The organism is Corynebacterium sp. HMSC075D04 (genome assembly GCF_001815635.1).
Taxonomy (GTDB): Bacteria; Actinomycetota; Actinomycetes; order Mycobacteriales; family Mycobacteriaceae; genus Corynebacterium; species Corynebacterium coyleae.
Genome location: NZ_KV821317.1, coordinates 26,266 through 52,787, shown reverse-complemented (window position 1 = coordinate 52,787; position 26,522 = coordinate 26,266). Strand labels below are relative to the sequence as shown.

General features: G+C 61.9%; 24 protein-coding genes and 1 riboswitch. Of the genes, 7 read left to right on the top strand and 17 right to left on the bottom strand.

Annotated features, from left to right (window positions below; genetic code table 11):
* Positions 1-42: 42 nt before the first annotated feature.
* The 8 genes from HMPREF3048_RS03630 to HMPREF3048_RS03595 form a co-directional block, all read right to left on the bottom strand.
* On the bottom strand, positions 43-567 hold the full coding sequence (locus HMPREF3048_RS03630) for a GtrA family protein (protein WP_070771223.1): 525 nt from the start codon (positions 565-567) through the stop codon (positions 43-45).
* Positions 568-634: 67 nt separating this feature from the next.
* The gene (gene dapC, locus HMPREF3048_RS03625; RefSeq protein WP_070771220.1) at positions 635-1,744 is read right to left on the bottom strand and encodes a succinyldiaminopimelate transaminase; all 1,110 of its coding nucleotides are present in this window, start codon (positions 1,742-1,744) and stop codon (positions 635-637) included.
* A 3-nt stretch (positions 1,745-1,747) separates the two neighbouring features.
* Positions 1,748-2,071 (bottom strand): ferredoxin, encoded by a 324-nt coding sequence (gene fdxA, locus HMPREF3048_RS03620; protein WP_070421608.1) that lies wholly within the window; start codon positions 2,069-2,071, stop codon positions 1,748-1,750.
* Between the two features lie 13 nt (positions 2,072-2,084).
* A complete protein-coding gene (locus HMPREF3048_RS03615; RefSeq protein WP_070771219.1) occupies positions 2,085-2,408 on the bottom strand; it encodes a hypothetical protein in 324 nt (107 codons plus the stop codon).
* Positions 2,405-3,280, bottom strand: coding sequence for an N-acetyl-1-D-myo-inositol-2-amino-2-deoxy-alpha-D-glucopyranoside deacetylase (gene mshB / locus HMPREF3048_RS03610; RefSeq protein ID WP_070771218.1), 876 nt, complete (start codon positions 3,278-3,280; stop codon positions 2,405-2,407). Before mshB ends, HMPREF3048_RS03615 begins: the two co-directional genes overlap by 4 nt.
* Positions 3,277-4,899 carry an ABC transporter family substrate-binding protein gene (locus HMPREF3048_RS03605; protein ID WP_070771217.1) on the bottom strand — a complete coding sequence of 541 codons (1,623 nt, stop codon included), beginning with the start codon at positions 4,897-4,899 and terminating at the stop codon, positions 3,277-3,279. Before HMPREF3048_RS03605 ends, mshB begins: the two co-directional genes overlap by 4 nt.
* Positions 4,900-4,909: 10 nt before the next feature.
* On the bottom strand, positions 4,910-6,826 hold the full coding sequence (gene typA, locus HMPREF3048_RS03600) for a translational GTPase TypA (RefSeq protein ID WP_070484497.1): 1,917 nt from the start codon (positions 6,824-6,826) through the stop codon (positions 4,910-4,912).
* Positions 6,827-6,900: 74 nt separating this feature from the next.
* Positions 6,901-7,227 (bottom strand): hypothetical protein, encoded by a 327-nt coding sequence (locus tag HMPREF3048_RS03595; protein ID WP_070484494.1) that lies wholly within the window; start codon positions 7,225-7,227, stop codon positions 6,901-6,903.
* Between the two features lie 277 nt (positions 7,228-7,504).
* Here HMPREF3048_RS03595 and HMPREF3048_RS03590 point away from each other — a divergent pair, with 277 nt between their 5' ends.
* The 6 genes from HMPREF3048_RS03590 to HMPREF3048_RS03565 all read left to right on the top strand — a co-directional run bounded on the left by HMPREF3048_RS03590 (position 7,505) and on the right by HMPREF3048_RS03565 (position 14,878).
* A complete protein-coding gene (locus HMPREF3048_RS03590; protein ID WP_224213884.1) occupies positions 7,505-8,122 on the top strand; it encodes an Rv1157c family protein in 618 nt (205 codons plus the stop codon).
* Positions 8,123-8,125: 3 nt separating this feature from the next.
* Positions 8,126-8,662, top strand: coding sequence for a ribonuclease FAU-1 family protein (locus tag HMPREF3048_RS03585; RefSeq protein WP_070484488.1), 537 nt, complete (start codon positions 8,126-8,128; stop codon positions 8,660-8,662).
* 388 nt (positions 8,663-9,050) lie between these two features.
* Positions 9,051-10,754: an ABC transporter family substrate-binding protein gene (locus HMPREF3048_RS03580; RefSeq protein ID WP_070421615.1), complete on the top strand. Its 1,704-nt coding sequence runs from the start codon at positions 9,051-9,053 to the stop codon at positions 10,752-10,754.
* 128 nt (positions 10,755-10,882) lie between these two features.
* Positions 10,883-11,866, top strand: a complete 984-nt coding sequence (locus tag HMPREF3048_RS03575; protein WP_070421616.1) for an ABC transporter permease — start codon at positions 10,883-10,885, stop codon at positions 11,864-11,866.
* Positions 11,867-11,969: 103 nt separating this feature from the next.
* Positions 11,970-12,959: an ABC transporter permease gene (locus HMPREF3048_RS03570; protein WP_101733235.1), complete on the top strand. Its 990-nt coding sequence runs from the start codon at positions 11,970-11,972 to the stop codon at positions 12,957-12,959.
* Complete coding sequence (locus HMPREF3048_RS03565; RefSeq protein WP_070771216.1) at positions 12,956-14,878, top strand: ABC transporter ATP-binding protein; 1,923 nt, start codon at positions 12,956-12,958, stop codon at positions 14,876-14,878. Before HMPREF3048_RS03570 ends, HMPREF3048_RS03565 begins: the two co-directional genes overlap by 4 nt.
* On the opposite strand, the gene HMPREF3048_RS03560 is transcribed toward HMPREF3048_RS03565, so the two are convergent.
* The 9 genes from HMPREF3048_RS03560 to HMPREF3048_RS03520 form a co-directional block, all read right to left on the bottom strand.
* A complete protein-coding gene (locus tag HMPREF3048_RS03560; protein WP_070771215.1) occupies positions 14,868-15,332 on the bottom strand; it encodes a nucleoside/nucleotide kinase family protein in 465 nt (154 codons plus the stop codon). The genes HMPREF3048_RS03565 and HMPREF3048_RS03560 overlap by 11 nt on opposite strands.
* Positions 15,329-16,090 carry an energy-coupling factor transporter transmembrane component T family protein gene (locus tag HMPREF3048_RS03555; RefSeq protein WP_070771214.1) on the bottom strand — a complete coding sequence of 254 codons (762 nt, stop codon included), beginning with the start codon at positions 16,088-16,090 and terminating at the stop codon, positions 15,329-15,331. Before HMPREF3048_RS03555 ends, HMPREF3048_RS03560 begins: the two co-directional genes overlap by 4 nt.
* A 2-nt stretch (positions 16,091-16,092) precedes the next feature.
* Complete coding sequence (locus HMPREF3048_RS03550) at positions 16,093-17,421, bottom strand: ABC transporter ATP-binding protein (RefSeq protein ID WP_070771213.1); 1,329 nt, start codon at positions 17,419-17,421, stop codon at positions 16,093-16,095.
* Positions 17,422-18,024 (bottom strand): ECF transporter S component, encoded by a 603-nt coding sequence (locus tag HMPREF3048_RS03545; protein WP_070421621.1) that lies wholly within the window; start codon positions 18,022-18,024, stop codon positions 17,422-17,424.
* Positions 18,016-18,119: riboswitch (TPP riboswitch) on the bottom strand. Its footprint overlaps the gene before it by 9 nt.
* A gap of 92 nt (positions 18,120-18,211) precedes the next feature.
* Positions 18,212-19,897 carry an ABC transporter ATP-binding protein gene (locus HMPREF3048_RS03540; protein ID WP_070771212.1) on the bottom strand — a complete coding sequence of 562 codons (1,686 nt, stop codon included), beginning with the start codon at positions 19,895-19,897 and terminating at the stop codon, positions 18,212-18,214.
* The gene (locus tag HMPREF3048_RS03535; protein WP_070421663.1) at positions 19,894-20,844 is read right to left on the bottom strand and encodes an ABC transporter permease; all 951 of its coding nucleotides are present in this window, start codon (positions 20,842-20,844) and stop codon (positions 19,894-19,896) included. The genes HMPREF3048_RS03540 and HMPREF3048_RS03535 overlap by 4 nt, the downstream gene beginning before the upstream one ends.
* Before the next feature lie 37 nt (positions 20,845-20,881).
* Positions 20,882-21,808 carry an ABC transporter permease gene (locus HMPREF3048_RS03530; protein ID WP_070421623.1) on the bottom strand — a complete coding sequence of 309 codons (927 nt, stop codon included), beginning with the start codon at positions 21,806-21,808 and terminating at the stop codon, positions 20,882-20,884.
* A gap of 119 nt (positions 21,809-21,927) precedes the next feature.
* The gene (locus HMPREF3048_RS03525; RefSeq protein WP_070771211.1) at positions 21,928-23,505 is read right to left on the bottom strand and encodes a peptide ABC transporter substrate-binding protein; all 1,578 of its coding nucleotides are present in this window, start codon (positions 23,503-23,505) and stop codon (positions 21,928-21,930) included.
* A 223-nt stretch (positions 23,506-23,728) separates the two neighbouring features.
* Positions 23,729-25,330 carry a peptide ABC transporter substrate-binding protein gene (locus tag HMPREF3048_RS03520; RefSeq protein WP_070421625.1) on the bottom strand — a complete coding sequence of 534 codons (1,602 nt, stop codon included), beginning with the start codon at positions 25,328-25,330 and terminating at the stop codon, positions 23,729-23,731.
* 216 nt (positions 25,331-25,546) lie between these two features.
* On the opposite strand from HMPREF3048_RS03520, the gene HMPREF3048_RS03515 reads away from it, so the two are divergent.
* The gene (locus HMPREF3048_RS03515; protein ID WP_070771210.1) at positions 25,547-26,506 is read left to right on the top strand and encodes a DUF808 domain-containing protein; all 960 of its coding nucleotides are present in this window, start codon (positions 25,547-25,549) and stop codon (positions 26,504-26,506) included.
* The last annotated feature ends 16 nt before the right edge of the window (positions 26,507-26,522 follow it).

Genomic DNA, 26,522 nt, shown 5'->3' with positions numbered 1-26,522 from the left:
AAAATGTGGATAACTCCAACACCAAATTCCACAAACCACTGGTTAGACGGTTTTTGGCGTTTTCGGTTTTCCGAAGGTCCAGACCTTATTGATCACAAAGTTCACCGGCATCGCGATCAGTGTGGAGATGGCTTGGGCCCAGTAGGATTTGGTGCGCAGGCCGGTGGAGTCGTCGAAAAGTGAATCGGAGAGTCCGATGGGGGTCGTCGGGTTCATGAGCAACGTCATGCATGTCAGCGACACCGCGAACGCGAGCGCGCCGGTGGCCAAGAAGGGGAAGAACCCGCGGATCCAGGAGCGCGCGTGCACCCCACGGAAGGTCCAGGCGCGGTTGAGTTGGTAGTTCCACGTGTTGGCCAGGAGGAACGCCAGGGTGGACATGAGGTGGTACCAGCGGATGTTCCAACGGGTGGAGCCGAGTTGCATGAACACGTCGTTGGCGTGCAGATCAAAGCCGTTCTCTAGGGCTTTGTTGGCCAAGTAGAACACGACGAAGTTCACGAGCACGCCGGAGCCGCCGACGATGCCGAAGCGCAAAAATTGGCGCAGCCCGGCAACGAGGCGTATGGCAGTGCTGCCGCTTTCGGGCGCGGCGGCGTGCTGGTCGCCGGCGGCCGGCGACGGATGAGTGGGGTTAGTCAACGGTGTTTCCTAGGCGGGCGACTGCCGCTTCGATGCGCTCGTCGGGTGCGGTGAGCGAGATGCGCACGTGTTGGGCGCCGGCGGGGCCGTAGAAGTCGCCGGGGGCGCCGAGGATGCCGTGGTCGGCGAACCAGTTGAGGAGTTCGCGGGAATCCATGCCGTCGTGGTGGACCCAGAGGTAGAGGCCGGCATCGGAGTCGTCGATAGTAAGACCTGCGTTTTGGAGGGCCTTCATGAGTACAAGCCGTCGCGCGGCGTAGGTGGAGCGCTGCATTTGTTCGTGCAGGTCGTCGCCGAGGGCGGCCACCATGGCGGCTTGGATTGGGCCGGGCACGATGAGGCCGGAGTGCTTGCGGATAAGCAGAAGTTCTTGCACTAGGGCTTCGTCGCCGGAGATGGTGCCGGCGCGATACGACGCCAGGTTGGACGTCTTGGACAGCGAATGCAGGGCGAGCAGGCCAGTGTTGTCGCCGTCGGTGACGGACGGGTGCAGGATGGATACCGGTTCGGCGGACCAGCCGAGGTAGAGGTAGCACTCGTCGGAGGCGATGATTGCGCCGGTTTCGCGGGAGAATTCCACCCAGGCGCGCATCTGCTCGACGTCAAGGACTGCGCCAGTTGGGTTCGACGGCGAGTTGATGAAGACGAAGGCGGCGTCGCGGGGTGCGGCGGCGGGGTCGTCGCAACGAATAACTTCGCAGCCTGCCATCAGCGCGCCGACCTCGTAGGTGGGGTACGCGACCTCGGGGATCACAACTTTCTCGCCGCGCAGGCCCAACAATGTGGGCAGCCACGCGACGGCTTCTTTGAGCCCGATCACGGGCAGCACGGAGCGTTCGGTCAACCCTGCGATGCCGAAGCGGCGGGCGTGGGAGGCCACGATCGTTTCGCGCAATTCCGGCGTACCCGCGGTTTGCGGGTAGCCGGGCGTTGCGGCAGCTTCGGACAGCGCGAGTTGGATGGACGGTGCGACCGGGTCGACGGGGCCGCCGACGGAGAGGTCGATGAGCCCGCCGTCATGGGATGCGGCGCGCTTGCGCACGTCGGCGATGGTGTCCCATGGGAAGTCGGGCAGTTGTGATCCGAGTGGGGTGCGTGCCACGGTTTAGTCCTGGTTCTGCGGCGGCAGTGCTGCGACGAAGGGGTGGTCGAAGTCCTGCGGGCCGGTCTTGGCGGCGCCGCCTGGCGAGCCGAGTTCGTCGAAGAAGCCGACGTTGGCGTCGTAGTATTCACTCCACTCGTCGGGGGTGTCATCTTCGTAGAAGATGGCTTCGACGGGGCAGGCAGGTTCGCAGGCGCCGCAGTCGACGCATTCGTCGGGGTGGATGTAGAGCATGCGCTTGCCCTCGTAGATGCAGTCAACGGGGCATTCTTCGACGCAGCCGCGGTCCATGACGTCGACGCACGGTTGAGCAATCACGTAAGTCATGGGAAACAGTATGTCACTTCGTCTTGATCAGTGGCCAAACGCCTCCGGCGATTCCGGTGAGAAGGAGTGCGAGGGTCCACCCGGTTGGAGGGAGGATGACCATGGAGGCGAACAGTGCTGCTGCCCAGACGGCAAGCGGAACAATCATGCTTTTCGACGACCACAGCCGCGCCGTCTTCGCCAACACCGCATTAAACACCGCTGCGATGATGACCCAGAACCAGTTCAGGTACGCCACTTCCAGGATGAGCGAGCCGAGGGCGCCGACGCTCAGCCAGGTGATGCCGGCGATGGCTTCCCCGCGTGAAAAATTGTCGCGGATGACGGGGTGGCTCATTTGGGGATTCCGGATAGGACGTGGGTGGCGTCGTCGTGAAGCGGTGCGCCTGCGCCGAGTTGGAAGTGTTCGACGCGCTGGATGGGTTGGGTGATGAGGTTGGACAGGGCGTAGTAGACGACTGGGCCTTGGGCGATGGTGGCATGGGGGTTGACGTCGGTGGTGCGGCCGTCGGCGATCCAGAGTTGGGTGGCGTGGGCACGCATGGCGGCGATTTTGGCGCTGTAGGCGTGGTCGTCAAGGGAGACGGCGATGTCGGAGGTGGCGACTCCGTCGAGTTCGCCGGGTTGGGCAAGGCGCCAGCCGTCGGGGGCGGTCTCGGGCGTAAGCGCTGCGGTTTCTTCGGCGAGGCGCACGGCCCACAGGATGCGCGGGATAGCGACGCGTTCGGCGGCGGTGTGGGTGATTTCGTGGGCGCGGATGTGGTCTGGGTGGCCGTAGCCGCCGTCGGGGCCGTAGGTGATGACAAGGTGGGGGCGCTCGGCGTCGAAGATCGCGGCGAGTTCGGCTACTGCGGCGTCGCCGGAGTTGACAAAAGCGCGCGGGTTGCGGCTTGCGGGCGAGCCGGCCATGCCGGAGTCGCGGAAGCGGCCGGCCCCGCCGAGGAAGGTGCCGCGCGCGCCGATGGCGGCCAACGACTCGCGTAGTTCGCCGATGCGGAAGCCGCCTAGCTGGTCGGCTTCGTCGACGACGAGGTGCTGGTACGGCTCGCCGATAACTTCGCCTTCTTCGCCGAGTGTGCAGGTGACGACGAGGACGTCGGCGCCACGTCGGCTCAGATCGGCGATGACGCCTGCGGTGGTGATGGCTTCGTCGTCAGGGTGGGCGTGGACGGCCACTACTCGGTAGCCGGTGAGGTCGCGCGTTGTCATGGTTTCTCCTTCGGTGTCGGGCCTACTGTATCGGCCAGTTGCCAGCGGGCGGCGTCGCTGATACCCCCGGGCCAGGTGGAGACGCCTGGGATGGCGACGCCACCGGAGGATGCTGCGATGCGTGTTTCGTTGAGGATGGGCACCCACACGGCGTCGCGCTCTTCGGCTTCGGCCACGGCTGCTCGGGCCTCGGTCGCACTCATGGTCCCGTCCAGGATTCGCCCGGCGAGCGCTTCGTTGCCCACGGAGCACAGGCCGGAGAGGTTGCCAGCACGCGAAGTTTTGGACGGACACGCCATGCGGCTGGCAAGCGTGGTCATGGACGTGGAGTTGCGCTGCCACACCACTGCCAGGTCAACTTCCGACGATGGCAGGCTGCGCCCGGCGAGCGTCGTCGCGTCGGTAGAGGTGAGTTTTGCGGGAATGCCGGCGCCGTTGAGGATGTCGACAAGGGTGCGCGCCGCTGCGGCCGCCGCCGGGTCCATCGCATCCGCCCCGACGCGGATGGGCACGGTGCGCGCTCGTAGCGCTGCGGTGTCCTTCTCCCCCGGCGTGAACGCATGCTCTGCTACGGCCAGGTTGGTGCTGCGGCCGGCGGCGATGTGGGCGAGCAGGGGGACGTCGATAAGCGATCGCACTTGCTCGCGCATTGCTTGGTCGAGCCCGCTTGTCGCGGAGATGACGACGCCAAGCACGCGTGACGACGACGCCTCGCGCACCTCCACCCCCGGCACCCGGCGAAAGACCTCTTCCGTGGTTTCCTGCGGCGTGACGTCGGCGAACGCGAGCTGGCCGGAGCGCAACTGGTCGGCGGTTTGTGTTGTATCGCGCGCGGCGGTCAGCGTCAAAATGTCCACGCTTGCTGGCTCAGTACCCCAAAACCTGTCGTTTCTATTCAGCACTACCGTGCCGCGGGCCCGGCCGACATCTGCCATGAGGAAACGCCCGGCAGACGCAGGGACCATGTTGCGCAGTGCGAACGGGAAATCGCTGGCGTCAGCGGCGAACAGGTGCGACGGCAGCAGGTAGGCAAAGAGCTCCTCGCGGTTAGCCACGGGGCGCTCAAAGTCCACATCGACGACCTTGCCGCCTTGACCAGAAATGCGGATCGCCTGAATTGCCCGGTAGGCCGCAGGGTTGACGGTGCCGGCGGTGGTCACCATCCCGCGCCACAGGTAGGCAAAGTCGGAGCCGGTAATTGGAGTGCCGTCAGACCACTGCGCCTCCGGTGCGATGACGTAGCGCACGGTTTGGGCCGCGGGCGAGGTCGGCAGCGTTGAAACCCCCACCAGCAGGTCCCTGTTCGGGCTCGTGCCCACATATGCGCTAGGCAGGGTGAGGTCTGCGATGGCACGCACCGTCGAGGAATCGTCCGCAATCAGGTGCGGGTTGAAGCCTCCTCGTACAGGGTCAACACCCACTTGCACCTGAGTGCGGTCGCTGCGGCGCGGGTTGTCGTCGGAAGGTGTCGTCGATACGCCAGATGTTTCGCTTTGGGCGGATTCCGGCTCAACGAGCGGCGGCGGGCCCGGGTTCGCCGAGCACGACGCGACGAGGCAAAGCGCGGAAAGCGCCGCCGCAGCACGGGTGGCTGGGCGGCGCGATCGAGGAGGCTGCATGAAGAACAGGCTAGCTGTTCTTCTGCTTCGCACGGGAGCGGGCACGGCCACGCTCGGTAGCGTTCAGGATGAGCTTGCGCACACGCATCGCCTCAGGGGCGACCTCGACGCACTCGTCCTCGTCACAGAACTCGATGGCCTCATCCAGGGAGAGGGTGCGGGCCTTCTGCAGCGTGACAGTCGCGTCCGCAGTGGCGGAACGCATATTGGTCAGCTTCTTTTCCTTGGTGATGTTGACGTCCATGTCCTCGTCACGCGAGTTCGCACCAACGACCATGCCTTCGTAGGTCTCGGCACCCGGCTCGACGAAGAAATCGCCGCGGTCTGCAAGCTGCTGCAGGGCGTACGCGGTGACCTGGCCGGAACGGTCGGCGACGAGCGAACCGGTCGGGCGGCCCTTGATCTCGCCGGCCCACGGACGGTGCTCGATCGAGTAGGAGTTGGCAATACCGGCACCACGGGTCTCAGTGAGGAAGGTCGTACGGAAACCGATCAGGCCACGCGACGGGACGTCGAACTCCATGCGGACCCAATCGCCGGAACCCGCGTTGGACATTGCGGTCATCTGACCCTTGCGGTTTGCCATGAGCTGGGTGACGGCACCCTGGTGCTCCGACGGGACGTCGATGATCATATGGTCGTACGGCTCGTAGGTCTTGCCGTCGATCTCCTTGGTCACTACCTGCGGCTTGCCAACGGTGAGCTCGAAGCCTTCTCGACGCATCGTCTCAATCAGCACGGTCAGCGCCATCTCGCCACGGCCCTGGACCTCCCACGCGTCCGGACGCTCGGTCGGCAGCACCTTGATGGAGACGTTACCGATGAGCTCCTGATCCAGACGAGCCTTGACCATGCGGGCGGTGAGCTTGTCGCCACCGTTACGGCCAGCCATCGGCGAGGTGTTCACGCCGATGGTCATGGAAATTGCCGGATCGTCGATGGCGATGCGCGGCAGCGGCTCGACGTGCTCCGGATCGCACAGCGTGTCACCGATCATGATGTTCTCCACACCGGAGACAGCGGCAATGTCACCTGCGACAACGTCGCCTTCAGCCGGAACACGGTCGAGGCCCTCGGTGACGAGCAGCTCAGCGATCTTGACGTTCTTAACCTGCTGGTTGCCGTCCTCGTCGTAGTGGACCCATGCGACCTGCTGGCCCTTCTTTACCGAGCCCTTGAACACACGGATCAGGCCGATGCGGCCCAGGAAGGAGGAGGAGTCCAGGTTGGTCACCTGCGCCTGGAACGGTGCATCGATCTCAGCGGACGGCTCCGGCAGGACGTCGTAGATAACGTCGAACAGCGGCTGCAGGTCCTCGTTGTCCGGCAGGTTGCCGTTGCCCGGGTTCTCCAGGGACGCGCGGCCTGCACGGCCTGAGGTGTACAGCACCGGCAGCTCGAGGAGGTTCTCAGCAGCCTCTGCAGCCTCCGGGTCCTCCAGGCCAGCGCCGAGTTCGAGGAGGAGGTCCTGTGCTTCCTCCACGACTTCGTCGATACGTGCGTCCGGACGGTCAGTCTTGTTCACACAGATGATGACCGGCTTCTTCGCTTCGAGGGCCTTGCCCAGGACGAATCGGGTTTGCGGAAGCGGGCCTTCGGAAGCATCGATCAGCAGCACGACACCATCAACCATGGACAGGCCGCGCTCGACCTCGCCGCCGAAGTCGGCGTGGCCCGGGGTATCGATGACGTTGATGACCAAGTCCGCACCGTCTTTACCCTTGCCGGCGCGACGGATGGCGGTGTTCTTGGCCAAAATGGTGATGCCGCGCTCGGACTCGAGCTCGCCGGAGTCCATCACGCGGTCGCCATGCTCGCCGTGGTCGCCGAAGACGCCGGACTGCTCCAGCATGGCGTTGACCAGGGTGGTTTTGCCGTGGTCAACGTGGGCGACGATAGCTACGTTGCGAAATTCAGGGTGCGACACTCAACAGATCCTTTTACATTGTCGGAAATAACGGTTACACGATACTCCCCAGCTAAGTTGAGCGCACCTCTCCGCTACCCCTCCAACGTGGCGCGGAGCTCTGCAAACGCGTCATTGAAGAACTGTTCGGCCGTTCCAGTAGTAATGACAGCCCCTTCCGTCCCTCGCGCGGAGAGCTCGACGGTGGTGGTGCCATCGCCGTTATCTGCGGCATCGATAGCCAGCGGCGCCTGGTAGTCCTTATTCAAATACACACCGATAAGACGGAACTTCAGTGCACTGCCGACGTTGACAGCCAGTTCGCTGGCGGTTTTGTCCTTGACATTGAACTTGTCCAGTCCGGACAGCCGCTGCTCAATCTCCTCAAGGGACAGGTTGGTGGTGAACGTCTGGGCATCCATTGTGATCAGTCCTTTCAGTGTTGGGGACAACGGATCTCACGTTCTCACGGGTCTTAAATGTGCCCGTGCTCACAAGGGTAAACAGATAAAACTGGGAGAACACCGAAAGTTTCTGGACAATTCCCCCTACAAAATCAACGGTTTCCACTTGACGCTGTTACTTATGTGACTAATGTTGCTTGAGTTAATGTCCGTGGCCCCTATGTAATAAAGGACAGCCGTGCGCACTCCCCGATCTTTTGCACGCTCCGCCGTCGCGGCGGTTTGCGCTGCCGGCATGCTGGTAGCCGGTGTCGTCGATACGCAAATGGCTCATGCCAAATCATCGAACCCGCTCGATAGCCTTGGCCGCCCCACCCCCGAGACCGTCGCCCGAGTCCACGCGTTCGCGGACCAACCACAGGTGCCGGAACAGGTCGGCAACGCGCTTCGCACCGCCGTGAACTTCTTCGCTGGTACCGGCGAGCTCGGCGGCCCTCCACTGCCAGAGGACGCCCCGGCCTTCACGCAGTTCGCCTGGCCGACGGTCTCCGGGCACTGCATGGGCAAGGGGCTGCACTCGACCGCGTCCGCAATTGCGGTACCGGGACCGACCAAAACACCAGCGCCAGGCGCAGGCGCGGGACAGACCACGTTTGTGTTCACCGCACTAGGCACCCCGGCCGCCGCCAAGGACCAGGGGCTCATGAAGGTGTACTGGGTTAACCTCAACACTTTTCGCACCGGCGTAACACCTTTAGATAACAACGGGATAAACCCAACAGGACCGTCCACCCTGTCCGCCACCGCAAACACAGGCAAGGGCCGCGTCCTCGCAGTCGTCGACGGTGCAGTACGCACCACCGACAAGACCTGCGCATTTGCCCCGACCGCCGCTTCGATCAACGTGAGGTAACCGATGACCGTCGACCTACACCCGGTAAAGCAAGAGACCTTTGACACGTCCGCGAACATCAACACGGACCCAAAGGGATTCCTGCGCGAGGTAGACACGTACCAGGTCACCGACTTTGGCCTCTACATGGCACGCGGGGCGAATCACCCCGAGTTCGGCTACCTAGAAAGCTGGCTGCTGCCGGAACTCGGCCTGCGGGCAAACATCTTCCACTACCGCGAGGGCGCAGAGCGCGATCAGGACTTCTACTTCGACATCGCCGACATTGACGTTGATGGCGATATCTGGCGCACACGCGACCTGTACGTCGACATTGTGTCGCTGACAGGCAACCCGATCGACGTGCTTGATATCGACGAACTCGCAGCCGCGACGTCTGCAGGCTTGATCACTGCCGAAGAGGCAGAGAAGGCCATGGACGTCACCCTCAACGCCGTTGAGGGCATTACTCGGCACGGCGACGATGCCATGGAGTGGCTGCGCGCCCTGGGTATTGAACTGACGTGGGCGGACGAAGTCGAGTTAACTCCTGTGGCATAACACCCCAATTCCCGTACTGCACCCCACCTGCACCCCGCAGGTGGGGTCGTTTCATGCGAATAACATTCACGATCCGTGAAGAAGCTGAGAAAGCGTTGCGATGGCTACAGATGCCTATCAGCGTGCAGAAACACCCATTCCTGTCATAGCCCTGTGAGGCAGCATGCATTTCGCCGTAAATTACTTTTCACAAACACTGTGAACTGCCTAACACTTCATGTAAGTTTTTGTGCAACCTGATTACGTCGTGTTCACCTGAGCTTCAAGTTTTGGTGGGCCCAATCGTGGTGCAGGGGTCGTCGAAATACCCATTTCGTCGTACCGCCCAAACACGGGCAACCGTCGCAAAGTTCTCTGCGTACGGACGATCACTGAAAGGACCCAGACCATGAGCAAACGCCTCCGTGTCGCCGCTCTCGCCGGACTCTCCTCCCTGTCCCTCGTCCTCGCCTCCTGCTCCTCGGATGGCGGAACCGAAGAGACCACCGCAAACCAGGCCGGACAGGACTCCGCGAACTCCAAGGAAGCTGACAACTCGGGCGAGCAGCTCGAAGTCAACGCTGCCGGTGATTACAACCCGCTCGAGCGCGACCAGATCCAGGATGGCGGCGAGCTCACTCTCGCGATTACCGAAATTGCTGAGCAGCAGAACGTGTTCCACGCGAACATGACGTCCTACACGGACACCATCTGGAGCAAGTACAACCCGCAGCTCACGCTTTTCGACGGCGACGGCACCTATCACCCGAACCCGGCTTATCTGACCGACGTGAAGGATGAGACCGTCGACGGCAAGACCGTGGTCACCTACACCATCAACCCGGACGCCGTGTACAACGACGGCACCCCGCTTGACTGGACCGCCTTCGAGAACACCTTCAAGTTCAACAACGGCTCCAACCCGGATGTCCAGGTCAACTCCACCGACGGCTACGAGCTCATCGAGTCCGTCGAGCGCGGCGAGGACGACAAGCAGGCCGTGGTCACCTTCAAGCAGGCATACCCGTGGTGGGAGGGCCTCTTCGGCACCCTCGTGCCGCCGCAGGTCAAGGACGCGGACACGTTCATGAACGCTTACCTGAAGAAGGTCAACCCGGAGTGGGGCGCTGGCCCGTTCAAGGTTGAGAACGTTGACTTCGAAGGCGGCACCGCCTCCTTCGTCCCGAACGAGAACTGGTGGGGCGAGAAGCCGAAGCTGGACAAGATCACCTACCGCCAGATGGAAGACCAGGCATCCCTGAACGCCTTCCGCGCAGGCGAGATCGACGCAACCGGCGTTTCTTCCCGTGACCGTCTGGCAACGGCGAAGGAGATGGGCGACTCCATCGAGATCCGCACCGCCCTGAACCCGGCGAACTACCTGATGACGATCAACTCCACCGCCCCGGGCCTGGACGACATCAAGGTCCGCGAGGCCATCATGCGCGGTGTTGACCGCGAGCAGCTCGCCGCGATCCGCTTCCAGGGCCTCGGCTACACCGAGGATCTGCCAGGTTCGTTCAACCTGTACCAGACCCAGCCGGGCTACGAGGACAACTTCGGCGAGGTCATCCAGTACGACCCGGAGAAGGCCAAGGAGCTGCTCAAGGAAGCAGGCTACGACGAGTCCAACCCGCTGTCCGTGCGCTACGTCACCCTGGGTGACTCCCCGATGATCCAGGCGACCACCACTGCCCTGCAGGCAATGCTGCGCAACATTGGCATCGACGTCCAGGTTGAGGAGCGTCCGAGCTCCGACTTCTCCAAGGTCGTCTCCGAGCGCGACTTCGACCTGTTCATGTCCGGCTTCCGCTCCTCCGACCCGTTCGGTGTGGCGTACTTCGGCCAGATCTACAAGTCCGATTCCGAGCTGAACAAGTCCGGCACCGGCACCCCGGAGATGGACAAGAAGATTGAGGAACTGCAGCAGCTCCCGGATGCTGACGAGCAGATCAAGCGCGCAAACGAGCTTGAGAAGGAAGCCCTGGCTCAGTACGGCATCATGCCGTACGCCAACGGCCCGGCCATCGTCGCCGTGAAGAAGGGCCTGGCAAACTTCGGTGCTAACTCCTTCGCGATCCTCCCGATCGAGAACGTGGGCTGGGCGAAGTAACCGTAACGGTTCGACGCACGTGAAATCCACGAACTGAGTGCGAGCCCGCCCAGCATTCCCACGCTGGGCGGGCTTCCAATCTTTCTCAATAACTCCCCCGTCCGCCCACCACGGAACTGAGAGACACTATGTTTCGATACCTGATCCGGAAGACGCTGAGCTGGGGCTTGATTGTTTTTCTTGCCACCAACCTCACGTTTTTTCTCGCCAGCTTTTTCCTCGATCCCCGCGCCAACTACTTTGGCCGCCGACCACCTCTGCCAGAAGAGCAGATCGATGCACTGCTCGATCCGTTGAACTTGAACCCAAACACACCAATCTTCGAGCGTTGGTGGACGTGGCTTACTGGCGTCCTGACTCGTTGGGACTGGGGTAAATCCCCGATCGGCGACTCCGTCAATGAACAAGTCTCCTACCGCATCTGGGTCTCCGCGCAGCTGACCCTGTTTGCCACCCTGCTGTCGATCCTCCTCGGTGTCGCCCTCGGTGTGTACACTGCGTCGCGCCAGTACAAGCGCGCCGACCGCATGTGGCAGGGCATCTCGATCATCACGATGAACATTCACGTGGTCGTCGCCTCGATCGCCGTGGTGTGGTTCGGTCTGAAGGTCAACGAGTGGACCGGCAAGCGCGTCTTCTACGTCACCGGTGCTTCCAACCCTGGCGTTGAAGGGTTCTTCCCGAAGATGGTCGACTACGCCCAACACCTCGTGCTCCCCACCTTGTCACTGTTGATCATTTCGTATGCGGGCTATCACTTCATGCAGAGAACACTGCTGTTGGATAACTTGAACGCCGATTACGTCCGCACCGCCCGCGCGAAGGGCCTAACCAAGGCGCAAGCAGTGCGCAAACACGCGCTGCGAACCTCGCTGATTCCGGTTGCTACCTCGGTGGCGTTCTCGGTGCCCGGCATCTTCACCGGTGCCGTGATGACGGAGCGCATCTTCGCGTGGCAAGGCATGGGCCAGTACTTCATCCAAACGATTGCGCGTAACGACGTCCACGGTGTCGTCGTTGTGGCCGCATTCGGTGCCGCAATGACCGCAGTGTCCGCTATCTTGGCCGACCTCATCGTTGTTGCCCTCGACCCGCGCGTGCGCGTGAGCTAAGGAGATCACAGCCATGACAAACAAGCCACCACGCGGTACATCCCGCAAGCTCAGTGACCCCCGCGCCCACGCCACCTCGAGCGAGCTGGCGCTGCACGCCGCAATGCCGGTCAACGACATGACCGCCATCTCTGAGACCGGCCGCCAGGCCGACGGCGTGATGAGTAAAGACAAGAACACGCCGCCAATCCTGCCGAAGCAGGGCGATAGCATCGAAGATCAGCAGACGATGCGCGCAACGCGTAAGTCGAAGATTTACCTGCGCCGCTTCATGCGTAACAAGGCCGCGGTTGTCGGCCTGGTGATTTTCTTCCTGATGGTACTGCTCGCGCTCTTTGGCAAGTTCATGACGCCGTGGAGCTACGACGACCCGGACTTCATGAACCTGTCCGTCGCGCCCTCCGCTGAACACTGGTTTGGCACTACTGACTCCGGCAACGACCTGTTTGCACAGGTGGTGCACGGCCTCGGTCGCTCGCTGTCGATCGCTGTGCCGGCATCGATTGCCACGACGGTGATCTCCGCGATTGTCGGTGCAGGTGCTGCCCTGTTTGGCGGAAGCTTGGAGAAGATTGTGCTGGCAGTGATCCACTTCCTGCTGGCTGTGCCGACGTTCCTCATCATCGCCCTGCTGGTATCCGGCTCGGGCGGCGACTGGAAGGTGCTCACCGTCGTGCTCATCGCGTTTGGCTGGATGTACTCAGCACGTGTGATTTGGTCCTTGTCGTTGTCCATCCGCGAAAACGACTATGTGCGTGCCGCCAAGTTCATGGGCGTGTCCAACTCCAAGACGATCGTGCGCCACATCATCCCGAACGTCGCGTCGCTGCTGATTATCCAGCTGATGTTGGGCATCGTGTCCACGATCATGTCGGAGACTGCCCTGTCGTTCTTGGGCCTCGGTGTGAAGCTGCCGGACGTGTCCCTGGGTACGTTGTTGCAGTCTGGTACCGCAACCCTGGTGACCGCTCCGTGGCAATTCTACTTCCCTGCCCTCGTCCTGACCTTGCTCACCGTGTCCATGGCGTTCATCGCCGATGGTCTGCGTGACGCACTCGACCCGAACTCGAACTCTGGAGGTTCTGCAGCATGACAACCAGCATCAACAACTCGGGTTCCCCGGTGCTTTCGGTACGCGACCTCAACGTGTCGTTCCCGTCGGAAGCCGGTGTGGTCCGCGCGGTGCGAGGCGTGGATTTCGATCTCCTCCCAGGCCGTACCCTCGGCATCGTGGGCGAGTCAGGTTCCGGCAAGTCCGTCACCTCTCTCGCTGTCATGGGCCTGTTGCCGGATTACGCCAAGGTCACCGGTTCTGTGAAGTTTGAGGGCGAGGAGCTCCTGGGCAAGTCGGATGCCGCAATGTCGAAGATTCGTGGCAACGGTATCGGCATGATCTTCCAGGATCCGCTGTCCGCTCTGACCCCGGTGTACGACATCGGCACGCAGTTGGTGGAAGCCATCCAGGCGCACACGAACATCTCTAAGTCGAAGGCGATGGACCGTGCTGCAGAGTTGCTCGATCTGGTGGGTATCCCCGAGCCGAAGAAGCGGCTGCGTTCCTTCCCGCACGAGTTCTCGGGCGGCATGCGTCAGCGTGTGGTGATCGCAATTGCGATTGCGAACAACCCGAAGGTGCTTATTGCCGACGAGCCCACCACCGCCCTCGACGTAACCATCCAGGCTCAGATTCTGGAAGTGATCAAGAAGGCGCAGCGTGAGACCGGCGCTGCCTGCATCATGATTACCCACGACATGGGCGTGGTCGCAGGCACCGCCGATGACGTGCTGGTGATGTACGGCGGCCGTCCGGTCGAGCGCGCCGAGGTCCACCAACTGTTCGACAACCCGAAGATGCCGTACTCGGTGGGCCTGCTGGGTTCCACTCCACGTGTGGATCAGCCATCGAACGAGCCGCTAACGTTTATCGACGGCAACCCGCCGATGCTCATCGACGTCGCCGACCGCTGCCAGTTCGCACCACGCTGCCCCATCGCCACCGAGGCCTGCCTGACGCAGGAGCCGCCGCTGGTGCCGAACAAGGGCGACGAGAACCACATGGTTGCGTGCGTGCGCCACGATGAGATTGAAAACGGCACTCTCGACGGTAAGCCGTTGTTCCCCGCACCTGTCCTGCCGGAGAACAAGTTCGCGGGCATCCCGCGCGAGGAGCGCGAAGTCACCCTCGAGGTAGAGAACCTTTACCGTGCGTTCCCACTGACCAAGGGCGCGCTGGTGAAGCGCCGCATCGGCACCGTGGAGGCTGTGAAGAACATCTCCTTCGATGTTCGCGCCGGTGAGTGCATGGCCATTGTGGGTGAGTCCGGTTCCGGTAAGACCACGACCCTGCTGGAGATCATGGGCCTGGATCCACAGGGTGATTCCCGCATCGTGATCTGTGGCAAGGACGCGGCGAAGATGAGTGCGTCGGATCGTCGTCAGGCACGCCGCAATATTCAGATGGTGTTCCAGGATCCGATGAGCTCGCTGAACCCGCGTATGACGGTCAAGGAGATCATCCAAGAGCCGTTGGATGCGTTGGGCTACGAGGGCGACAAGGATGCCCGTATCTCCGAGCTCATGCGCACGGTGGGTCTGGATGAGAAGCAGTTGGACCGCTTCCCTGGCCACTTCTCTGGTGGTCAGCGTCAGCGCATCGGCTTGGCGCGTGCGTTGGCCACGAACCCTGCGGTGATCGTGCTCGACGAGCCGGTATCGGCCCTCGACGTGTCCATCCAGGCCGGCGTGATCAACCTGCTGGATTCGCTCAAGCGCAAGCTTGGCTTGTCCTACCTGTTCGTCGCACACGATCTGTCGGTGGTGCGCCACCTGTCGGATCGTGTGGCCGTGATGTACAAGGGCGACTTTGTGGAGTTCGGCGAGACCGACGACGTCTTCGACAACCCGCAGCATCCGTACACGAAGGCGCTGCTGTCGGCGATTCCGATCCCTGATCCGGATGCGGAGCGCTCCCGCGTGCGCACGGTGTACAAGCCGGAGGAGGTTACCTCCTAACGGTCACATCGACGGGCAGTGTCGGCAGTTTCTTCTCCTGCGCTGCCCACATCTGCCACCAAGGTGCGTAGCCCGGGTCCCTGCGCAAGGCCCGGGTTTTTCGCGTTGCTAGATCGGCAGTCACACGGATGGTGTCCACTGTTCCGCGTGCCCGCGCAGCGCTTATCGACGACTCCGTAACCGCCCCAACCCCTTCCACCACAAGATCCTCTGCAGGGTCGAGCGCCACCCACTCCGCGCGTTTGTGGTTGATCCAGTCCCATCGCCAAAACCCTGGGGTTACGGGATGTAACACGTCGCGGGCGACCATCGCCGCGCCTTCTTCGAGGCCGTACCAGCCGGGGTAGAAATCGTCGAGGTGCACCACCCGGATGCTGAGCGCTTCGCCGATCTGGTTGGCCAAAGTAGTTTTGCCGGAGCCAGAAGGGCCATCAATGAGCAGGGTGTAGGTCATCGCACTGACCACACTGGGCGCAGGTCGCCTGTGAGCCACGCGATGCCAAGTGCAACGAGCGCCATGCCAAGGCACACAACCATGACAGCCCAATCACGGCTGTGCAGTTTGGACTCGCGTGCCCAGGAACGCTTCGTCGGGCCGCCGAAGCCACGCGCTTCCATTGCGGTGGCGAGCTTCCCGGCGCGGCGCAGCGACATCACCAGCAACCCGAATGACAACGTGAACCAGTATTTAATCTTGCCCTGGTCTGCGATGCCGCGGGCGCGGCGCGATCGGCGCATGGCGTCCAGGTCGTCGCGAAGCAGTGTGAGCATACGAAGCGCCGCAACGGTGCCGATGACAAAGCGTTCGGGGAGGCGAAGGACTTGGGAGAGGCCGTCGCCAAGGTCAGTCGGGTCGACATCGGCGGACAACAGCACCACCGGCAGCGCGATGGCAAGCACGCGCAACACCATCGCACCGGCTAAGGAAACGGACAGTTCCGTGACGTGAATCAAACCCCAGTTCAGGTAGGTCTCCCCGCCCGCCTGTCCGTAGAGCGCCATCGGAATGCCAGCCAGGGGCGCGACGATGAGGATCGGCACCGCGCGTTTGAAAAACCGTCCGTAGCTCAACCCACACAACGGCACCATGAGCAGCGTGAACGCGAGCACAACGGTGGCGGAAACCCAGTCCACGGTGAACATCAGCGGCGTGGTCAGCAGCGCCAAGCCGAGAATGCGGGTGACGGGGTTGATGTTTGCCAGCAGGTTCATGGCTACCTCTCCCCTGCCGTGATGTGCTCGGTGTGGTCTCCAAGCGATGCGATAAACGCTTCGTCGTGGGTAATCGAGATGACCGTGACGCCCTTGTCCGTGAGTTCGCGGATCAGGCCGACGAGTTCGACGAAAGTGCGGTCATCCTGGCCGAAGGTCGGCTCGTCCAAAATAAGCAACTTCGGAGCGTTGACCAGCGCGGTTGCCACCGAAAGTCGGCGTTTCTCCCCGCCAGAGAGTGTGAACGGGTTGGCGTCGACGAGGTGGGTCAGGCGCAAACGCTGCAGCAGATCATCGATGCGTTCCTGCGGCGCACCAGACAGCGCCATTTCCTCGCGCACGGTGGCAGTGACAAATTGGTGTTCCGGTTCCTGGAAGACGTACCCGATGCGTTGCGCCAGATCTGCCGAGGACCAGTCAATCGACGGCTTGGCTAGCCCCTGGCGGATAGTTTCCGAGTACTCCACCCGCCCTTGCTTCGGCGGTGTGAGCCCGGCAAGTACCTGCACGAGCGTAGTTTTTCCCGAGCCGTTTTCACCGGTCACCACGGTGGAGAACCCCTCAGGCGCAAGCACCGTGCGCGGTGGGCCGAAGCGTGTCAGCAGATTCTGTGTCGATACCGCAGCCGGCGTGCCAGCGGGAACCTGCTTCGCCGGCGGCAACGAAGGCACCTGCGGCAATTCGTCCTCGGTAATGCGGCGAAGACCGTCCGCATCCAAGCGGTAGTAGGTGTCCACCACGTGCGACCAGTGCTTGGGGCGGTGCTCCACCACAATCAGGGTCGCACCGGTGCGTGTGCAGACGCGGTCGACGGCGTTGATGACCTCGTCGCGGCCACGCGGGTCGAGGTTCGCGGTCGGCTCGTCGAGCACCAAAATATCCGCTCCCATGGCCAACACCCCGGCCAGTGCAAGGCGTTGCTTCTGTCCACCGGACAGGCGTGACGTGGGGTGATCGAGCGGCAGGTCCAAGCCGACGGCGCCCAGCGAAGCCTCAACGCGACGCCAAATCTCATCGCGCGGCACGCCAAGATTTTCGGCGCCGAACGCGACATCGTCGCCCACGCGCGACAGGATTGTTTGCGCCTCCGGGTCCTGCAGCACCATGCCTACCGTGCCGTTGACCTCGAGGATGCCGGTTTTGCTGCCGTCCTCGGAGTCGTCGATAAGTTTCGCGATGACCGCGAGCAACGTGGACTTGCCGGAACCAGAGTCGCCGGAGATGAGGATGCGCTCGCCGCGCTCGACGTCGAGATCAACGCCAGTAAACGCAGGTTGGGGACGCGTGGCGTGCTGGTACGTCAACCCTCGAGCACGAATCGCCAGCGTCATTTACGCAGCCTGGTTGAAACGCTCACGGCCTGCGCCGAAGCGGTCCAGCGCACCGGTCTTCGCGAGTGCCTTGACCAGGTAGTGGCACAGCACGCCGCCAAGGATCGCGCCGGAGATTACCATGCAGGTCAGGTAGATGATGTTGAACTGCAGGCTCATCGCCAGGTTCGCCGACAGGAACAGCTCGAGGATGAACGCGCCGACAGCGGAGCCGATACCGGCCAAGATTGCCACCGTCAGATCGAAGCGACGGTACGCGAAGAGCAGGAAGATCAGCCCTGCGCCAAGACCCTGTGCAAGGCCCGAGTAGAGCGTCTCAATGCCCCACTGGCTGCCGATCAACGCTGAAACCGACGCCGCGATGACCTCGACGAACACGGCTGCGCCAGGCTTGCGGATGATCAGCCCGCCAAGCACTCCGCCGGTGAACCAGATACCGGTGACCAGGCCACCAAGGCCCGGCGTCAACGTATCCAGCGCCTTAAACCCTGCGTAGCCAACGCTGTTCCACACCCAAAACAGCAGACCACACGCCACACCGAGGACGGCGGCGGTGACAATATCGATTACACGCCAAGAATTGTTCTTAACAGGCACAGTCATGTGCTTTCCTTCCTATCGCCGGCATTACCCGGATCAGGTTCAACGGTCCGCCCGAAGGCATCTCAGCTGCGAACGCAGCACCCGTGTGTGTTCAGTTCTCGGAGGCGATGCTACAACACGCCCCAGACATGCTTATCGACGACGTCCCGCATCGGTGCGGTGGCGTCGTCGATAAGCAATTATGCTCCTAGCCGCGCCCCAACTCGATGTGGAGACCCGGCACGGAATCGATCAGGTTGCGGGTGTAATCCGCCTGCGGGTCGGCGAAGATCGCATCCGCCGGCCCCTGCTCCACAACCTTGCCCTGGCGCATCACCACAATGTCGTCTGCGGTCTCGCGGACCACAGCCAAGTCATGGGTGATGAACAGGTAGGACAGGTTCATCTCATCCTGCAGGCCCTTGAGCAACTGCAGAATCTGGTCCTGCACAAGCACGTCGAGGGCCGAGACCGCCTCGTCGAGGACGATGACCTCCGGGCCCAACGCCATCGCACGTGCAATCGCGATGCGCTGACGCTGACCGCCAGAGAGCTCGTTCGGGTAGCGACGCATCGCGGACCTCGGCATCTGCACCATGTCCAGCAGCTCCGCCACGCGAGCGTCGCGCTCCTTACGCGAACCCACCTTGTGCAGGCGCAACGGCTCCTCGATGCAGCGGTAGATCGAGTACATCGGGTCGAGCGAACCGTACGGGTTCTGGAACACCACCTGCATCTTGCGACGCAGATTGAACAGTTCCTTGCGGTTTAACTCCGAGATGTCGCGGCCCTCGAAGTACACGGTGCCGCTGGTCGGCTCAAGCAGGCTTAGCGCCATGTTGGCCACAGTGGACTTGCCGGAGCCAGACTCACCCACCAGCGCAAGCGTGGTGCCGCGGCGAAGATCGAAGGACACCTCATCGACCGCGCGCAGTGTCTTCTTCGCACCCTTTTGGCCACGGACGTCGAACTCCTTGACCAGGTTATCCACCCGGATGACGACATCCTCCGGCTTGGTCTCGGCCACCGTGACGTCTTCATCCTTCAGCGCAGCGTGCGTACGCGCGGCTGCCAGCGACGGAGCCGCGTTCACCAGCCTGCGGGTGTACGGGTGCTTCGGGTTGCGCAAAATATCCAGGCTCGGGCCGCGCTCAACCACACGACCGCGGTGCATAACCAGCAGGTGGTCAGCGCGCTCTGCTGCAAGTCCCAGATCGTGGGTGATAAACAGCAGCGCGGTTTGGGATTCCTGGGTGAGCTTCTCCAGGTGGTCCAGAATGCGCTTCTGCACAGTCACATCGAGGGCAGACGTGGGCTCGTCGGCAATGAGCAGCTCCGGGTTCGCAGCCAAGCCCATCGCGATGAGCGCGCGCTGGCGCATGCCACCGGAAAACTCGTGCGGGAACTGACCCGCACGACGCTCCGCGTCCGGCAGGCCTGCATGCTCAAGCAACTCGATGACGCGCTGGTGGCGCTCGGAACCTTCGACGATGTTGTTCGCCTTCAGCGACTCCTCCACCTGGGTACCGATACGCCACACCGGGTTCAGGTTAGACATCGGATCCTGCGGCACCAGACCAATCCTGTTGCCGCGAATCTTCTGCCAGCCCTTCTCATCGAGATTGGTCAGTTCCTCGCCGCGCAGCTTGATCGAGCCGCCAGTGACCTTGCCGGTGCCAGGCAGCAGGCCGAGCACCGCCATGGCAGAGGTGGACTTGCCCGAACCGGACTCGCCCACGATTGCGACCTTCTGGCCCGGGTAGATCGTCATATCGAAGTCACGCACAGCCTCAACCACACCCGTGGAGGACTCGAACGTGATGCGGAGGTCGGTCACCTCAAGCAGCGGCTCGGGCGCGCCAGTGTTGTTGTCTTTGCCGATTGCGGTGGTCATCGCTTCCTCGCCTTCGGATCAAGGGCGTCGCGCACGACGTCGCCCATCATGATGAAGCTCAGCACCGTCAGTGCGAGCGCAATTGCCGGGTAGAACAGCACCATCGGCTGAGTGCGTAGCGACGCCTGCGCAGCCGAAATATCGCCACCCCACGACACCACCGTGGACGGCAGACCGATGCCCAGGAAGGACAGGGTCGCTTCGGCCACGATGAACTGGCCGAGCGCAACCGTGGCGTACACGATCACGGGAGCAGCAGCGTTCGGCAGGATGTGGGAGGTGATGATCTTCCAGTCGCTCGCCCCCACCGCGCGGGCGGCGGTGACGAACTCGTCGTTCTTAATCCCCATCACTGCACCGCGGGTGATGCGGGCGATCTGGGTCCAGCCGAACATGGACAGCGCGAATACCACCATCCAGATCGAGCGCTTGTTCTGGAACATGGACATGACGACGATCGCGGCCAGCACGAGCGGCACCGCGAAGAAGATGTCAGTCAGACGCGATAGCAGTGTGTCCCAGATGCCGCCGAAGTAACCGGCGATCGCACCGATGAGGCCACCAAGCACGGTCACGATCAGTGTGGTCAGCACGCCGACCGTAACCGATGCGCGAGCACCGTACATCATGCGCGAGTAAATATCGCAGCCTTGACGGTCAAAGCCGAAGATGTGCCCGTCCGTCGGCCCGTTCAGCGAGCGCGACAGCATGCACTCGCGCGGATCGACGCTGGTGAACAGACCAGGGAACACAGCGACGGTGACGGCAAGCAGGATCAATACTGCAGAGAACCAGAACAGCGGCCTGCGACGCAGGTAGTTCCAAGCTTCAGCCCACTGGCTGGTGGGTGTACCGGCATCCGGCACAGCATCAACTGCGCCGAGGCCAGTCTCATCGGTCTCTGCGACGTAGTATTCCTGACCGCGCAGCACCCCAGCATTGGCCATCGTGCGATCAGCCGACATTTCAGGTTGTGGAATGGAATTAGTCATAGCGGATCCTTGGGTCGAGTACTGCGTAAAGCAGGTCAACGATGAGGTTGGCAACGATGTAGATAATCACCAGCACAGTGGTGATCGACACGACGGTCGCGGGCTCGCCCTTAATGATCGACTGGTAGATCGTGCCACCGATACCGTTAATGCCGAAGATGCCTTCGGTCACAATCGCGCCACCCATCAGCGCACCAAGGTCAGCGCCAAGGAAAGTCACGACCGGGATCATGGAATTGCGAAGCACGTGGCGAGTCATCACGGTACCGTCGCTCAGCCCCTTAGCTCGCGCGGTACGGACGTAGTCTGCGCGAAGGTTTTCGCTCACGGACTGACGCGTCAGCCTGATCACGTACGCGCACGACAGCGCACCAAGCACGATCGCAGGCATGAGCAACGCTTCAAATGACTCATTGCGCCCCACCGTTGCAGGCAACAGTCCCCACTTCACGCCGAAGAGGTACTGCATGACAAAGCCGATCACGAACGACGGGACGGCGATGACGATCAGCGATGCGACGAGAATCGTGGAGTCGAAGACACCGCCGCGGCGCACACCGGCGATCACGCCGAAGATGATGCCGAACACAGCCTCAAACGCCAGCGCCATCAAACCGAGCTTGATGGTCACCGGGAACGCGTTAGCCATCACCGACGCGACGGGCTGGCCGGAGAAGGTCTTGCCAAAATCGCCCATGAAAATGCCCTTGATGTAGAGCAGGTATTGGACGATAAATGGTTTATCAAGGTTGTATTCCGCTTCGATGCGGGCGCGGGCGGCCTCGGACAGGCCGCGGTCTCCGCCAAGCGCCTGTACGGGGTCGCCCGGCATGAGGAACACGAGGGCGTAAAGCAACAGAGTGGCCCCGAAGAAGACGGGGATCATTTGGAGCAGCCGCCGCCCGATATAACGCAGCATGGTTCCGGGCTCTCCTTTTCCATGTGAGTCGGGACGAAAACCAATTTTGAGTGTGAAACGAGTAATGACCCGCCGCAAAATGCGAACGGGCCACTTTGCGTGGTTGCTTAGGTTACCACCTAGTTTTTGGTGATCTGATGCAGCACCGGAAGTGAGCGCCAGGAGAACGCGACGTTCTCTACGTTTTCGGAGTAGCCACCTGCAACGTTGGAGTACCACAGCGGGATCGCTGGCAGATCCTCAAACAGAACCTTCTGCACCTCGTTGTACTTTTCAGCAGCAGCTTCCGGAGAAGCTGCGGTTGCTGCTTCTTCCAGCAGTGCGTCGACTGCCGGGTTGGAGTAACGCGCATAGTTCGAGGAAGCGCCCGTGCCGTACAGCGGGATCAGGAAGTTACCCAGCGACGGGTAGTCAGCGCTCCAGCCGGTACGGAATGCGCCCTTGACGGCGTCGTTGTCCATATCGTCGAGCATGGACTTGAAGTCCGGGTAGGCGTTGCCCACTGCCTCGATGCCGATGGCGTTGCGGATGGAGTTCGCAACAGCATCGACCCATGCCTGGTGGCCACCATCGGAGTTGTAGGAGATCTCCAGGTCACCGGTGTACGGGTTGATCTTGTCGGCTTCCTCCCACAGGCGCTTTGCCTCCTCCGGGTCGTACTTGAGCACGTCGACGCCCTCAAGGTTGTCGGAGTGGCCCGGGATCACCGGTGCGGCAAAGTCGGTCGCCGGGGTGCGGGTGCCGTCGAAAATGGTCTTGGTGATCTGCTCGCGGTCGATCGCCTTAGAGATTGCCTGGCGACGAAGCTTGCCTTCCTCGCCGCCGAAGTGCTCTTCGTTCTCGTTGATCGTGATCGACTGGAATGCGGCTGCTGGCTGGTTCACAGCGCGCTCGCCAAGCTCGTCTTCGAAGTTGGCCAGTGCAGAATCCGGCACAGCATCGAGCACGTCGAGATTTCCGGAGAGCAGGTCGGCATAGGCCGCGTCCTGCTGGGCGTAGAAGATGAAGTTCACGCCGTCGTTCTGCGCCTTGCGATCACCCTGGTACTCCTCGTTCGGCACCACGATGGCGTCCTGGTTGTGGTTCCACTCCAGCAGCTTGTAAGGGCCGTTCGAGATCGGGTATTCGCCGTACGCTTCCATGTCGTCGAACGCAGACGGGTGAAGCGGCGAGAATGCCGTGTAGCCGAGGCGCTGCGGGAAGTCAGCCTCCGGCTGCTCGAGCTCGATGGTGAAGGTCTTGTCGTCGATAACCTCCAGGCCCTCGAGCGGCTTTCCGTCCTCGTAGCCCTTGATCGGCTCGAAGAAGTACGCGTTCATCTGGGAGTTCTCGACTGCGTAGTTCCACGCGTCGACGAAGTCCTTCGCCGTCACCGGGGTACCATCGGCCCACTTCGTGTCCTTCAGCGTGACACGGTAGGTCTTCTCACCCTCGAGATCGATGGACTCTGCGAGCTCGTTGTGGCTTTCGCCGTCCTTGTCGTAGTAGGTCAAACCTGCGTACAGGACATCGACGATGCGGCCGCCGCCAGTCTCATTCGTATCTGCGGGCAGCAACGGACGCTGCGGCTCGGAACCGTTGGTCAGAACGTAGTTTCCAGCTCCGTCGGCAGAATTGTCGGCGGAGCCACCACATGCGGCAAGGCCGAGCGCCAGTGCGCCGGCGCCGAGGGCGGCAACTGCTTTCTTGATATGCACCTTGACTCCTTGTGTCTTTTCATGTTTTCGCATGTTGTGCTGTCAAACACTCAGCGTGCTCTAAGGAGTCCACCACAATAAACGTAACCTCCCATAATCCGGCCGCCCCGCGCGTGCGGTCCAATGGACCGAAAAATAGAAACTGCGCCGCCACAACCCAGGGGGGATGTGGACGGCGCGGTCGTTGTCGTTGTTGCGAATCTAATTCGCCAACAGCGGGGTGTTACTTCTTGGTGATCTGGTAGTAGAGCGGCACCTGGTTCCAGCCGAAGACAACGTTGTCAACGTCCTCGGAGTAGCCACCGGTCAGGTTCGAGTACCACAGCGGGATTGCTGGCAGATCCTTCAGCAGGATCTCCTGCGCCGCGTTGAGGTCCTTCACGGCTGCTTCCTGGTCTGCTGCACCGTTGGCCTTCTTCAGCAGGTCGTCGAACTCAGCGTTGGAGTAGTCGCCGTCGTTCGAGCCTGCGCCGGTGCCGTACAACGGGCCAAGGAAGTTGCTCAGCAGCGGGTAGTCTGCCTGCCAGCCGGTACGGAATGCGCCTTCGATGGTGCGGTTGGTCACGTCATCGCGCAGGGACTTGAAGTCCGGGTACGCGTTGCCCACTGCCTCGATGCCGAGGGTGTTGCGGATGGAGTTCGCAACAGCATCGACCCATGCCTGGTGGCCACCGTCAGCGTTGTAGGAGATGGTGAACTCGCCGGTGAACGGTGCGATTGCGTCGGCTTCAGCCCACAGACGCTTCGCCTCCTCCGGGTCGTACTTCAGTACCTCAACACCGTTGAGGCTGTCGGAGTGGCCCGGCAGCACCGGGGAGGTGAAGTCCGTGGCCGGGGTGCGGGTGCCGTCGAAAATCGTTGCCGTGATCTCCTCGCGGTTGATCGCACGCGAGATTGCTTGACGACGAAGCGCACCCTCCTCACCGCTGAAGTGGTCGGCCTTCTCACCGATCGTCATGGACTGGAAGATCGCTGCTGGCTGGTTCACTGCACGGTCGCCGAGCTCGTCTTCGAAGGTGGCGAATGCAGAGTCCGGGATGGCGTCGAGGACGTCCAGGTTGCCGGAGAGCAGGTCGGCGTAGGCGGCGTCCTGCTGCGCGTAGAAGACGTAGTCGAGGCCGTCGTTCTGGGCCTTGCGCGGGCCGTCGTACTCAGCGTTCGGGACAACAACTGCGTTCTGGTTGTGGTTCCACTCGGACAGCGTGTACGGGCCATTGGAGATCGGCTTCTCACCGTACGCCTCGATGTCGTCGTATGCGGACGGGTGCATCGGGAAGAACGCCGTGTAGCCAAGACGGCTCGGGAAGTCAGACTCCGGCTGGGTCAGCTCGATAGTGAAGGTCTTGTCGTCGACAACTTCGAGGCCCTCGAGCTTCTTGCCCTCCTCGAAGCCCTTGATCGGCTCGAGGTGGTACGCGCCGAGCAGCGAGTTCTCTACCGTGTAGTTCCATGCGTCGACGAAGTCCTTGGCCGTGACTGGGGATCCGTCGGACCACTTCGCGTCCTTCAGGGTGACGCGGTAGCCTGCGTCGCCTTCCGGCTCGATGGACTCGGCGATATCGTTTTGCACTTCGCCGTCGCCGTCGTAATAGACCAGGCCTGCGAAGATCTGGTCGATGATGCGGCCGCCACCGGTCTCGTTGATGTTGCCCGGTACGAGCGGGTTCTGCGGCTCCGAGCCGTTGACAAGAACGTAGTTGTCGCCACCGCCGTTGTTGGTACCTTCAGCGCCACCGTCTGCAGAATCGTTTGAGTCACCGCAGGCGACCAGACCGAGCGTCAGAGCACCGGCGCCAAGAATCGCCGCTGTCTTCTTCAGTTGCATGTGTTCTCCTTCGACCAAGTATGGAGCCAAGGAATGTCCTGTGGCTCACAATTTGGATGTCCATGTATTTCACCACACTTGACGGTCGCCCGTGCGAAGTTTCACAAATATCTTTTGAAACGCTGTGAGCACCGTGTGTCAGGAGGTACGTGCAATACACTCAAGGCCCGTGGCGTTTGCGTCGCAAAGCAGTTGCACCTGTATGAAAGGACCCTCATGGCCGGTGGCCTCCTCGCACTTCTCGACGATGTCGCACTGATCGCACGACAAGCCGCGGCAAGCGTCGACGATGTCGCCACCTTGACCGCAAAAACATCCACGAAAGCAGCCGGGGTTGTAATCGACGATGCCGCGGTCACCCCGCAATACGTCTCCGGTGTTACTCCGGCGCGTGAGCTTCCGATGATCTGGCGCATCACCAAAGGATCCCTGCGCAACAAGCTGCTGTTTATTCTGCCGATCGCGCTGCTGCTCAACGCGATTGCACCGTGGGCATTGGTCCCGATCCTCATGCTTGGCGGCGCATACCTGTGCTTTGAGGGCGCGGAGAAGATCGCCCATAAGCTTTCCTCCGACGCCGAGGAGCAGCAAGAACAAGCGGTCAATAGAACAGAGCAGGACGAGGATTCTCTGGTCAACAGCGCGATCCGCACGGACTTGATCCTTTCTGCGGAGATCATGATCATCGCGTTGGACGAGGTCAAGGACCAGTCAATTTGGATGGAGGCCGCAGTACTGCTCGCGGTTGGCATTTTCATCACGTTTGCCGTCTACGGCGCTGTGGCACTACTGGTGAAGATCGATGACATCGGCCACGGCATGATCAAGCGTGGCAACGCACCGAAAACCGGTCACGCACTGGTGAAAGGCATGCCGTACGTGCTTAGCACCATCGGCATTATCGGCACTGTTGCGATGCTCTGGGTCGGCGGTCACCTCATTGTTCGTGGCCTCGATGAGGTCTTCGGCATTGACTGGCCACACCACATCATCGAAAAGGGTCAGGAACTCGTCGGTGGCGGTGTGCTTGGCTGGTTCGTGGACACCGGCGTCTCGCTCGTCGTTGGCCTGATCGTCGGCTTCATCATCGTCGGCATCGTCACTGCTGTGGGCAAACTGCGCGGTGGTGACGCATCCGAGCGCTCCCAAGAGACTGCCCCGACGGACGCTGCGTAGGCTGCGCCTACAATGC